The 12,871-nt window shown below is 38.0% G+C and carries 7 protein-coding genes; 1 reads left to right on the forward strand and 6 read right to left on the reverse strand.

Going from position 1 to position 12,871, the window contains the following annotated elements; genetic code table 11:
* Positions 1 to 98: 98 nt before the first annotated feature.
* The 5 genes from Q0874_RS07805 to Q0874_RS07825 all read right to left on the reverse strand — a co-directional run bounded on the left by Q0874_RS07805 (position 99) and on the right by Q0874_RS07825 (position 7,320).
* Entirely contained in the window at positions 99 to 2,042 is a 1,944-nt protein-coding gene (locus Q0874_RS07805) for an alpha/beta fold hydrolase (RefSeq protein WP_299161505.1), read from the reverse strand.
* A 276-nt stretch (positions 2,043 to 2,318) separates the two neighbouring features.
* Positions 2,319 to 3,572, reverse strand: coding sequence for an amidohydrolase family protein (locus Q0874_RS07810; RefSeq protein ID WP_299161507.1), 1,254 nt, complete (start codon positions 3,570 to 3,572; stop codon positions 2,319 to 2,321).
* Between the two features lie 44 nt (positions 3,573 to 3,616).
* Positions 3,617 to 4,384, reverse strand: a complete 768-nt coding sequence (locus Q0874_RS07815; RefSeq protein WP_299161719.1) for a CDP-alcohol phosphatidyltransferase family protein — start codon at positions 4,382 to 4,384, stop codon at positions 3,617 to 3,619.
* A 123-nt stretch (positions 4,385 to 4,507) separates the two neighbouring features.
* Positions 4,508 to 5,884 carry an amidohydrolase family protein gene (locus tag Q0874_RS07820; RefSeq protein WP_299161509.1) on the reverse strand — a complete coding sequence of 459 codons (1,377 nt, stop codon included), beginning with the start codon at positions 5,882 to 5,884 and terminating at the stop codon, positions 4,508 to 4,510.
* Positions 5,881 to 7,320 (reverse strand): amidohydrolase family protein, encoded by a 1,440-nt coding sequence (locus Q0874_RS07825; protein WP_299161511.1) that lies wholly within the window; start codon positions 7,318 to 7,320, stop codon positions 5,881 to 5,883. Before Q0874_RS07825 ends, Q0874_RS07820 begins: the two co-directional genes overlap by 4 nt.
* Positions 7,321 to 7,572: 252 nt before the next feature.
* Here Q0874_RS07825 and Q0874_RS07830 point away from each other — a divergent pair, with 252 nt between their 5' ends.
* Positions 7,573 to 10,989 (forward strand): ThuA domain-containing protein, encoded by a 3,417-nt coding sequence (locus tag Q0874_RS07830; RefSeq protein ID WP_299161513.1) that lies wholly within the window; start codon positions 7,573 to 7,575, stop codon positions 10,987 to 10,989.
* Positions 10,990 to 11,081: 92 nt separating this feature from the next.
* Here Q0874_RS07830 and Q0874_RS07835 read toward each other — a convergent pair whose 3' ends face one another.
* Positions 11,082 to 12,716, reverse strand: a complete 1,635-nt coding sequence (locus Q0874_RS07835; RefSeq protein WP_299161515.1) for a M1 family metallopeptidase — start codon at positions 12,714 to 12,716, stop codon at positions 11,082 to 11,084.
* Positions 12,717 to 12,871 lie beyond the last annotated feature (155 nt).

The following is a 12,871-nucleotide window of genomic DNA, read 5'->3' on the forward strand; positions in this document are numbered from 1 at the left end:
CAAAATTACAAGCTCGCTTGAATTAACTTTTGACAAACAAGCGAGCTTCTATATTTAATTTAACTATCTAAAATCAATAAATTTAGATTTTGTTAAACTTAATCAGAATTCATTTCAATAGTTTCACCATCCTTAATTGGAGTACCTTTGTCCTGCTTTAGATATACATCCAAAAATTCGAGGACTTTACTATAAGCTTCAATTTGATTTTCCTTTTTAACAAAACCATGACCTTCATCTTCAAATAAAACATATTCCACTGGAACCCCATTTTTTCTAACCCCGGCAACAATCTCATCAGATTCTACCTGTAAAACCCTGGGATCCTGAGAGCCTTGAAGGACAATCAATGGTTTAGTTACTTTATCAGTATGGAATAATGGGGATATTTTTTTAAGACGAACGGAGTCTGCGCTATTTGGGTCTCCTAATTCTTTATAAAGCGCATCTTTAAACGATTCCCACCATGGTGGAATACTTCTAAGGGTTCTTATCCAGTTGGTAACCCCAAATAAATTTACGCCTACAGCAAATTCTTCAGGGGTATAAGTAAGGGCAGCCATGGTCATATAGCCTCCATATGAGCCCCCTATAATACCAATCTTTTCTGCATCAATTTCGCCTTGTTGCGTGAGCCAATTTTTTCCTTCTACACAATCTTTTAGATCTTTATCCCCATGATTTAAGTCATCCATCTGATAAAAAGTCTTGCCATATCCGCTACTTCCTCTGTTGTTTACCGCCAGGATAGCATAGCCATGGTTTACCAAATATTGTATTATGGAACTAAAATTTTGTCTCGATTGTCCTCCGGGACCACCATGTACCCAAACCAGAGCAGGCACCTTATTTTCAGCACTGGCCTGATGGGGTTTGTAATAAATAGCTGGTATTTCAAGACCATCAAAAGAATTAAAACGTACAACTTCTGCAGTGACCAGATGCTCACCTTTTATTTCCCGGTTTAAAACGTTTGTAATTTGATTCTGCTGCTTGGTTTCCAAATCATATACAAATAAATTAGATGGAGTATTTGAACCACCGGCATAAAACCTCATGGTCTTTTCATCATCTGAAAAACCGACATTAGTAATACTCGTATTTTCAAATTTGGGAAGTTCAATATTTTCACCCGAAGCCATGTCTTTTACTTCAATAACATTTTTTGCATCTTCATTTATATAAGTCACCTGATATGTTCCATTTTCAGTAAAATAACTACCAACAATATCCCAATCGCGTTCCATAACTTTTTCACGTGTGCCATCGGCAATATTATATTTCATGAGGTAAGCAAATTCAGCACCATCGTCTGTAGTATAATATAGCGATGAACCGTCTATGGCAAAGTCTTCACTGCTATTGGCGCTTTGATTTAGATTTATTTTTGTTGTAGACTTATCTTTAAAACTATAAAGGAATAAATCACTGTCATTGGTGTTAATAGATTTGCTTAATGGCAGGTATTGCTTATCATGTGAGATTCCGCCAACGTTATATCCTTCATCATTTTGGTAGAGCAGGGTAGGTGTAAAATTCTCTAAATCCATCTCATACAGATCCATATACCTCTTATCTCTTTTGTTGGAAGTAAAGTAAAAGCTTTTGTCATCCTTGGCCCACCCGTAGAAAACCGTTCTGGCACCTTCAAAAGGAGTAATATCTTTTTGTTTTCCCTCTTCGTCCCTTAAAAAGATATGATAAATTTCATCCCCATTGTTATCCATCCGGAATAACATACGCTCGTCTTGAGGAAAATAGGAAATTGAGAAAACGGAGGAACTATCGGAAGCTGTTACGGGAATAAAATCGCCTCCTGACGAAGGAACCGTATACATGTTATAAATACCCGAGCGGTTACTGGACACTAATAATTTTGATTTATCCGGAGAAAAACTTCCCCCAAATACGCTCTCATTGTCCATCATTTGCTCTATGGTGTAAGTCTCCAGAGTTTCTGCAATGCTTGGTTTTACTTCCGTTTTTTCTTGCTTGCAACTCCATATCATTGTGATTGCCAGCATTAAGATCAGTTTTCTCATGTTTACTATGGTTTTAAGATTGATGTTTAAGTAGTTATTACCCTAATAAATAAAGAAGTATGAGCATTAATTCCGGCTGGAAAGAATGGCCATTTTTACATTAAACAAGGGTGCTTTTATTTAATTGTTAAATATACCAAAAAGTTGAACTATAAATCTTAAAGGCTTGTTAATGGCAGATTCTCATTTATTATACGAAATGTTTAAAAGAGGAAAATTCGAATTTTAGTTTTCGATACTTATTTAAATTGTAAAATTTGCATCAATTTTTCAGCCTTACTTGTCTCCTAGGTAGACTTCTCCATCTTTCATTACAAATTTTACCGATTTTATAGCCGAAATATTCTTAGTAGGGTCACCTTGGACGGCTATAATATCTGCCAATAACCCCTTCCTGATACGGCCTAGTCTGTCAAGGTGAAATACCCGGGCATTTACAGAAGTTGCAGATTGCAATACAGCTAATGGGGTCATCCCGTATTCTACCATTAATTCCATTTTCCGATAATTTTCTCCATGGCTAAAAACACCTACATCTCCACCAAATACGATCTCAACCCCCGATTTTAGTGCTTCTTCAAATGAAGCTTTTTTTAGAATAATTCTCATTGGTACAGGGTCCTTGCCTTTTATCCATCCGCCATATTGCTCAACGGCTTCTCCTGCGGCAAGGGTAGGACAAAAGGCAACATCGTTTTCTTTCATTAAAGTAAACTCCTTTATCGTTCCCAAATCCCCGTGCTCTATGGTTTCTACACCTGCAAGTACTGCCCTGCGTATTCCCTCCGGAGTGCTGGCATGAGCTACTACGTATCTTCCTGTACTTTCAGCTGTAGCCACCATAGCTTCAATTTCATTCTGCAAAAAAGTGGGTTGTGCTGGCTCACCCGGATTCCATCTGTAGTCTGCATATACTTTAATAAAGTCGGATCCATTGCCAATCTGCCTGCGCACTGTTTTAATGGCTTCATCAATTCCACTTACAGTTTCAGCTCCCAGTGGGACTACTACCCCGTCATGAAACCCTTTTGGGCCATAAGCCCCGGTAGCTACAATTGCCGGGCCGGCAACCAATAGACGGGGTCCTGGAATAATACCTTCATCAATAGTCTTTTTTAGATAAACATCGGTATATCCGGCTCCTTCAGCACCCAAATCCCGCATTGTTGTAATTCCTGCCAAAAGTGACCTTCTTGCATAAACAGTGCCTCGGATTGCCCTTTCTGCAGGAGATTCTTGAAGTACCTGATCATTCCAACTGGTTTCATTATACGGATGGAGCAGCAGATGTGAATGGCCTTCTATAATTCCTGGTAAAAGTGTCATCCCTTTTAGCAAAACGGTGTCTTTTATAATTTTTATCGGACATTTATCAAGAGGACCACTGTATTCAATTTGATTGCCATCCACAATAACGATCCAATTAGTAAATAAAGTTTCTCCATCAAATACTCTATCAGGAATCAATAGTGATTGACTTTGCATTCCGGCACTTAATAGTAAAAAGAATAGGATAAAAAGCTTTTTCATTTCCGGTTAAATTTATGAAGATTGAATGTTGAAAATAAAGATAATTACCGATTTAGTATCCTTCGAATTGCAATAAATAAAAAAATAAACAGTGAATAACCAATAAAAAAGGGAATTATATAGGATTCCAGATTACACATAAGCATTATACCTATTATTAAAAGTTGAAACCCTAGTCCAAAAGTAGAAACAGCAGTCATAAACCAATTGGGAAGATTTTGACTTGCTACAGCCTTTCTGTCCAAGACATAAATTATCCTGTCAAATAGTCCATATAAGATACTGTAAAGTCCAAAAAGGAAATTAACCGTACTCTGTTTCTCTCCGCTCATGGCTTTTGGTGCTTTGCGTTCAAAGACCCGGCTGGTAGTATCACCATTGTATTTATTCCTCAGAATTACATAATAGTAATTATAAAGGGTTCCCTGCAACTGAAGTCCAATAAAAGCCAGGATGGTATACCCTATTGATCCGTCAGTAACATACCATATCGTAATCAGGATCATTAGATTGAGAATAATGTCTGAAACAGAATCTAAATACCTTCCCGTATAAGAGGGCTGATTTTTAATACGGGCTAATTCTCCATCTGCTGCATCCAAAATTGATTTTAATATTAGGAAGAACGCAGAGGCCCAATAATAATGATTAAAAATACACAGGATAGCAATAAGACCCGAAATTACAAACCCGATAGTTAGATGGACCGGCGTAAAAGCCGTATTTTTTAAAGAATTTGCGATGATTCGTGCAATGGGCCTGCCATAGTCTGAAAGGTCTATAAATTGATGTTCTTTGGGCAATTTGGACATTATATCTATGCCTGCTACCTCTGTAGATATTAATAACGATTGCACGCTGGCTTAATATGAAGTAAAGGCTTGCGGCAAAAATAACATTAAATCTACTATTACGTCCTCTAAATATTAGTATTACTAGTTAGCGGAAGCATTTTTTGCTATTTGTTGAAGTTTTTGATCAATATCGGCCTTGCTTATCCATTTCCCTTTGACCATTACCCCGGACAAGTCTTTTAATGCACTAATGTCTTCAACGGGATTAGAATTAACAAGCAGAATATCTGCGGCCATTCCTTCCTTTAATTGGCCGAAAACAGATTCCATATTAAAAAAGAGAGCTGGGTTAATTGTTCCGGTTTGTAGTATTTCAAGTGGAGATAAGCCCGACTTTAACATTCCCTCAATTTCGTGATGGATGGAAAATCCTGGAACATTGAATAATTGTGGGGCATCTGACCCCAATAGCAGGCCATGCCCTGTTTTATTTAGTGCATAGATTAGTTTTCTTCTTAAGTCTATAAAGGTTTCCCATTGTGTTTTATCAAAATTTGTGCCCGGGCCTGTTGATGCCTCCTTACGTTTTCTCCATTCTAACAGGGTTGATGCAGGCATGTATTTCATCTCGGGCTGCTGAAGAAGTATTTCTCCATCTACCGGTGCAAACCATCGTTCAAAAAGGCTTTGTGTAGGTACTATCCAGACTTTGTTGTTTTTTGAAAGTTCAACTAGTTCATCAATCATCGTAGTATCAGCCAGTTTTGTGAAATTGTAGCCAAAAAATCCGTTTTCATTTGGATCAACTTTTTCTGAATTAGGCACTAAACCTTCTAAAAACCCATCTACATGGTCTATGGAGGCATATTTACTCTCTAAGGCGTGTTCAATACCAACATCAACAGGCACATGTCCGGAAAATGAAATCCCCGATTCATTGGCGGTTTTGACTAATTCGTCAAACACATCGCGCTTAATTCCGGGGTGGATTTTTAAAAAATCATAACCGTCGTTTTTGTAAGCTATTACCTTCTCCCTGGCTTCTTCAGTTGACGTAACCGAATTTCCATTTAAGGAAGGACTGGAAGTAAAAATTCTTGGGCTAAGGAGTTCCCCTCGTTCTGCCGCTATTCGCAACTCTAAATGTGACGGATGACCTAACATTCCTCTTATGGTTGTGATACCATTGGATAGATAGAGAAAAAGGATTTCTTCCGTTTGTTCTTTAGACGTAGGTGGCGAAGGAATATGAGCGTGCATTTCGGCCAGGCCGGGTAAGGCATATTTTCCCTGCCCATCTATGATGTTTTTATAAACCTCTTCATTTTCTATACTGACTGCTATTTTCTTGATTTTCCCAGAGTCTATAACCATTTGCCGGTCCGAGAGAAGCTCTCCAGTAATTACATCAATGACCGTAACATTGGAGATTAAAATGGCCGTATCACTTACTTTTTCCTGTGCCTGATTACATGAAATAAAGATTAAGATAGCACCTGCAATAAATAGTTTTTTCATGGGTTTATATTTTTTTCAATTTCAGCTTCTTTCATTAATTCTCGCAACTCTTTGGAGTAAAAAACCTTGTCTCCTTTTATTACGAAATCAATTTTTTGTGTATTTGAGATATTCTCCAGCGGATTTTCAGCCAATAAGACCAGGTCGGAAATTTTGCCTTTAGTTACCGATCCAAAGTCATTATTTTTATTTAAGAAAACAGAACCGTTATATGCCGAAGTTCGCAGTGCTTCGATGGGCGGAATACCTACCCTCACCATAGCTTCCAGCTCTTTATGCAAAGAAATCCCCGGATAGACATATGAATTATATGCCCCACAATCTGAACCTGCAAGAAGACCAACACCGGCCTTATTTAGATCATGGGTTAATTTACCAAAAAAGGCATTTAATTCTTTCCTGTCTCTTCGGCGTTCGGCACTGGCCTTAAGAGCTCCGTTAATTCTCCCTTCATAGCTTTTAATAAAGGCATCTTGCAAATATTTTAAATAGGAATCCTCGCTGTGGTTTACTTCATCTAAATAGCTTAAAACTTCTCCAATATGAAGTGTTGGTACTACAAATATGTTGTTGGTTTTTAATGATGCAAATGTCTTTTCTGCAGTACCTTCTTCATAGCTCTCCTGTAACAAAGGCATGGCCTCCCAAAATCCAATGGTTTTATCCTGAAGTTGTTTTGTAAGGGTATTTTCAAGGTAAGAACATCCCTTCATTACGTAATACAAATGCTCAATGGCATCTATACCGGCCTCTACTGTTTCATTTAAATTTACGGTAAAAGGCATGTGACCCGAGGTAATTAAACCCCGGTTTTCCGCCTCTATAATAGTTTTCAGATATAATTCGCCGCTAATCTTACTATCATATAATTTAACAAAATCCGTTTTCAAATTTGTCAGGGAATCAAGTGCTTTTTTAATATCCAGTTCATTTTCAACTTCAAGTGAACCGGCCCAGGTTGCTCCGGGGCCATCAATTTTAGGACCTGAGGTATATATATCCGGACCTGTTAAAGTTCCTTCGGAAATACCTTTTCTCCATTGCATTACATTTGGAGTGAGATCGCCACCAGCGTCTCGGACTGTAGTTATTCCGTTGGCTAAAAACACTTTTAAAAAGTTTTTGTTATTCGAAATCAGGTCTTTGCCACCTCTGAAATGTACGTGATTGTCCCAAAACCCCGGCAGGATATATTTGCCTTTTGCGTTTATAAGTTTATTTCCTTTATATAGGGGGATTTCATCAGAATTACCCAGTTCTTTGATTCGGCCATTGGAAATATAAATATCCTTTTGTTCAATTTTGCCGGTTTCCAAATTAATGATATTCCCGTTCTGAATGATAAGATCAACCATTTCCTTCGAGTTCTCATTACAGCCTGTAAGAATAAAAAGGGATAGAACTATAATTGATAGGGTTTTTAAGAAAATGGACATATAGAAAGTAGAAGTTTAACTCTAAAAGTAAAAATAATTAAGTAGACACCTTTAGAAATGGTGTAATTTTTGGAAATCCAGAGTCACTATTCTTTGGTATTCTTAAAACAGATTTCTGGTGATGTCTTATTTTTTTTCACAAATTAATACGAATTAGTTGATTATGAATATCATATTTTGAAAAATTAACAACTACTATTCTTATATTTGCTGCTTGCAAAAAATCTACAATAATTTATTACTCACTAAATAATGAAAAATATTTCCCCTTTGGCAATATTCTTTTGCTGCCTTTTACTTATTGGATGTAGTTCTAAAAAAAGAGAAGGAAACCCAAAAGTATTGGTATTCTCAAAAACCATGGGATTCAAACATGCATCTATTCCTGATGGGATAGCAGCTATTCAAAAACTGGGAGCTCAGAATAATTTTGAAGTAGATACCACTAAAAATGCAGCCATCTTTGAAGAAGACTCATTACGCCAATACTCAGCGATTATATTTATGAGTACTACTGGTAATATTTTGGATCACAAGCAGGAAGCCGGGTTTGAGCGTTACATTCAGGCCGGTGGTGGTTTTGTTGGTGTGCATGCAGCCACTGATACGGAGTATGATTGGAACTGGTATGGGAAATTAGTTGGTGCCTATTTCCATAGCCACCCTGCAGGTACCCCGGAAGCAGATTTTATAATAAAAGATCAAAGTTTTGCAGCAACCAGTTTCTTTACAGATACGATCTGGCACAGAACGGACGAGATGTACAACTTCAAGAAGATAAACCCGGATATAAATGTCCTTATGACCGTTAATGAAAAAACCTACGATGGAGGCATTAACGGGGATAACCACCCTATGAGTTGGTACCATCAATACGATGGAGGAAGGGCATTTTATACGGCACTAGGTCATACGTCAGAATCCTTTACAGAAGAACTGTATTTGAAACACTTATTAGGTGGTATACAATATGCAATTGGGGATAATTTAAAACTAGATTATTCTAAAGTGAGTTCGCAAATTCCTCCAGAGGTGGATAGATTTTCCAAAGTTTCTCTGGTAGGGGGAGGTGAATTTTTTGAACCTACGGAGATGACGATTTTACCAAATAATGATGTCCTTATTGGACAGCGGAGAGGAGAAGTTATGCACTACAATGCAACTACCAAAGAGCTAAATCAAGTGGCTTTACTGGATGTTTACCACAAATCATTGTTGAACCCGGATGTCAATGCCGAAGAAGGACTTATGGGATTGCAAAAAGATCCTAATTATGCACAGAACAACTGGATATACATTTATTATGCACCAACGGGGGATGAGTCTGTAAACCGATTGTCAAGATTTAAGTTTAAAGACGGAATTTTTGACATGGATTCCGAACAAAAAATTCTGGACGTGGACAGTCAGCGTGAGATCTGTTGCCATACAGGAGGGTCTATTGCATTTGGACCCGGCGGACTCTTACATTTATCCACTGGTGACAATTCCACTCCATTTAATGAAAAAGGGGTAAAATATGTAAATAGTGGCTACGCTCCCTTAAATGATACTCCCGGAAAACAGCAATATGATGCCCGAAGGTCATCTGGTAATACTAATGACTTAAGAGGAAAAATTTTGCGGATAAAAGTAAATGAAGATGGTTCTTATGATATTCCGGAGGGAAATTTATTCCCGATAGGGACAGAAAAGACACGCCCGGAGATTTATACCATGGGTCACCGAAACCCATATAGAATCTCCGTGGACCCTAAAAAAGGATATGTCTATTGGGGCGATGTTGGCCCTGATGCGAGAGAAGACAGCCTTTTAACAAGAGGTCCCAGGGGTTATGATGAAATGAATCAGGCCAGGGAAGCCGGGAATTTTGGCTGGCCACTATTTGTTGCAGATAATAAACCCTACTTCGAATATAACTACGAAACAGGGGTTAGCGGGGAAATATTTGATCCCGAAAGGCCTTTAAATAATTCTAGAAACAATACGGGTTTAAAAGAACTTCCAAAGGCTATGCCCGCTTATGTTTTTTATCCCTATGTTGAGTCTACAGATTTTCCTCAGGTAAGTACAGGAGGAAGAAATGCAATGGCTGGTCCGGCGTATTATTCAGATTTGTATAATGGCCCTAACGCCTTGCCTGAATACTATAATGGGAAGGTGATAATTTTTGATTGGATGAGGGGCTGGATGAAGGCGGTAAGCCTTTTTGAAGACGGCACATTCAATAAAATGGAACCTTTTGCTTCAGATATTGAGGTTAATAACCTGATCGATATGGAAGTTGGCGCAGATGGCAGAGTGTATCTTCTTGAATACGGTAGCGGGTGGTTCCAAAAAAATGATAATTCCGGATTGAGCTATATTGAGTATAATGGCGGAAACAGGCCCCCGTTAATAGACCACCTGATAGTGGATAAGACTTCCGGAATTTTGCCTTTGAGTATTACTGCCGAAGTCGTTGCAACAGATAGAGAGAAAGATCAGATAAGTTATTTATGGAATCTTGGAGATGGAACAACCATGGAGTCAACAGAACCTTCAATTAATTATGTTTATGATAAGGCTGGAGAATATATGGTTTCTGTTGAGGTAAAGGATGATAAAAATGCTATTGCCACCAGTGAGGTGGTAACTGTTGTAGCTGGAAATTCCAGGCCAATAGTAACCATAGACCTTAGTGGAGGCAACTCATCATTTTTTATGCCTGGCGTACCTTTAAATTACAAGGTTTCCGTAAATGATCCGGATGGCAATGGGGATATTGATGAAGAAAATATATTTGTGTCATTAGATTATATGGAAGGAATGGATGAGGTAAATCTTTCTTTGGGACATAAGGAAGTATCTGCCGCCGTTGCTGGTAAAGCCCTTACCTTATCTATGGATTGTAGAGCCTGTCATAAGGAAAGTCAAGCCTCAATTGGGCCAATGTATTCCCAGATTGCTGAAAAATATAAAGATGATGAAAATGTAGTAAGTTATTTACAGGAAAAAATAAAATCGGGCGGTAATGGCGTCTGGGGAGAAGTAACTATGCCAGCCCACCCGAACATTAAGAACGAGGAATCCAGGCAAATTGTAATGTATATCCAATCCTTAAGGGTAGGAAATACTGCAAAAAAATCACTTCCTTCCAAAGGTGCAATAATACCAAAACCAACACCTGGAACTAACGTCTTAGTACTAACAGCCAGCTATACTGATGCCGGAGGAGGTGCAGCCATACCACTTACCGGAATAGAAAAGGTTTACCTAAAAGGGAGTACTGTTCCGTTTTCCGGTAAAACTAAAGTAGACGGATTTAATCCCGTTTCGTTTGGTGGAATGGATTTACTCATATTACCTGCTAAAAAGGGTTGGTTTGTCTTGGAAGACATAGATTTAACCGGGGTAAAAGTGGCACATATTAACACAAGTTGGAGGGAGTTGCCTACTGCTGGTCTCGATTTTGAGATGCGATTAAATGCACCTGATGGCAAATTATTAGGAAAAGGAAGCATGCCTAAGCCGTTAACAGGAGAAACCAGTAGTGTGGTATCCATTCAGCTTGATTCGGAGACCAATGTCAAAGCAGATGAAATCTATTTTGTATATATACCCAAAGAAGGTGAAGACAGAGGTCCTGGTGCCGTTGTCGCAAGAAATGTAAGGTTTGACAGTAATTAATTATTTTTAGAATAATATATCAGGTCAGAGTTAAGTTGTACTAAAATTATATTCTTAACTCCGATTTTTTTTGTACAAGTTTGCCAAAAGAGTTATTGAGATAGGTTTTTAACCAAAATATAAAAATTCTCATCTACCAGAACCTGGGTTGTGTCCTTCGCATTTAAGTTCTCTGTTTTCCATTCAGCCTTGGGGAATAACCATTGCTCCTGATCGTTAACTTTAATTCTTACAGGCATATCAAAATCCTTGACAATATTTGTGTACCTGTATCTCATTTTATTATCCATAATGCTAAATTCCAAAACCGGAATTTTCGTTGTACGCAGATATTGATTGAAAAATGCAGTGAGATCTATATTGGTTTGTTCACTTAGATAGTTTTCAATTTGGTTGGTGGTAACCGTCTGATGATAAAATTCTTTATTTAAGCCACGAAGAATTTGCCTCCATTTCTCATCATCTTCCAGGAGTTGTCGAAGGGTATGTAGCATATTTGAGCCTTTATAATACATATCCCCGGATCCTTCATAATTAACGCCATATACAGCAATAATAGGGCGGTCATTGCGAATTCTGCTTCGGGTACCAATAACATATTCTGCTGAAGCTTCAGGGCCAAAATAATAATCCAAATAGAGGTTTTCGGAATAGGCCGTAAAACTTTCATGAATCCACATATCCGCAATATCTTTGTTGGTAATATTATTGGCGAACCATTCATGACCTGATTCATGAATAATTATAAAATCGAATTTTAAACCCCAGCCACTGCCCGAAAGGTCCGTACCCAGATAGCCATTTTGATATTTATTCCCATAAGTTACTGAACTCTGATGTTCCATTCCCAGATATGGAACTTCTACCAATTTATATCCGTCTTCATAAAAAGGGTAGGGGCCAAACCAATGTTCAAAAGCTTCCATCATCAGGCCGGCTTGTTTGAACTGTTTTTCTGCTAATTCGAGATTATCTCTTAATACGTAATAGTCCATGCTTAACGATCCATTTTCTCCATCATAGGTTTCTCCGAAATAGACATAGTCACCTATGTTTACGTTTACACCGTAATTATTAATAGGATTAGCCACAAACCAATGGTAAGTTTTAGAATTCGCACTTTCTTTAATTTCTCTTAAACGGCCATTGGAAACATTCATAAGATTTTTTGGTACAGTGACGTTTATGGCCATACTATCCACTTCATCATACATATGGTCCTTGTTAGGCCACCAGACACTCGCTCCAAGACCCTGACAGGAACTTGCGACAAATGGATTGCCATTTTGATCCGAACTCCAGGAGAAACCCCCATCCCAAGGAGCATTAGCAGCTTCTTTTGGGTGCCCGGAATAGGATACGACAAGTTCATTGTATTCGCCAATTTTTTGCGGCTTTAAAAGAGTAACCCAGTGCGCATTCCCTATGGAGTTATAAACAAGATCATTACCGTCCTGAGTAATTTTTGTTATAGTCAGCGGGGATTGCAGGTCTATTTGAATAACCTGATTTTCACTTAATACTTTGTATCTGATAGTATTGCTTCCCGAAATATATTTCTCATCCGGATTAACTTCAATGTCCAGATTGTAATAATTCAAATCCCACCATGCCCTTTCAGGAGTAATGCTTCCTCGAAGGGTGTCTTGAGCTGTAAAAAGTGGAGCCTGGCCGTAAGAAGGTAAAACTATGAGAAGTACGACGGTATGAAGTAAAAATCTGATCATTGTATACTATTTATTGGCAACCATTTTCAATAGCTATTTTATAAAAGCCCTTTCCGTGGAAGCGGTTTTAAATCTATTTTCTTCATTTAACTTTTATGAAGTTATAAATTAAAAGGAGCATGACACTTAAATGATATTTTTTATAAGATAAGAAC

Source organism: uncultured Eudoraea sp. (genome assembly GCF_947490415.1).
Lineage (GTDB): Bacteria > Bacteroidota > Bacteroidia > Flavobacteriales > Flavobacteriaceae > Eudoraea.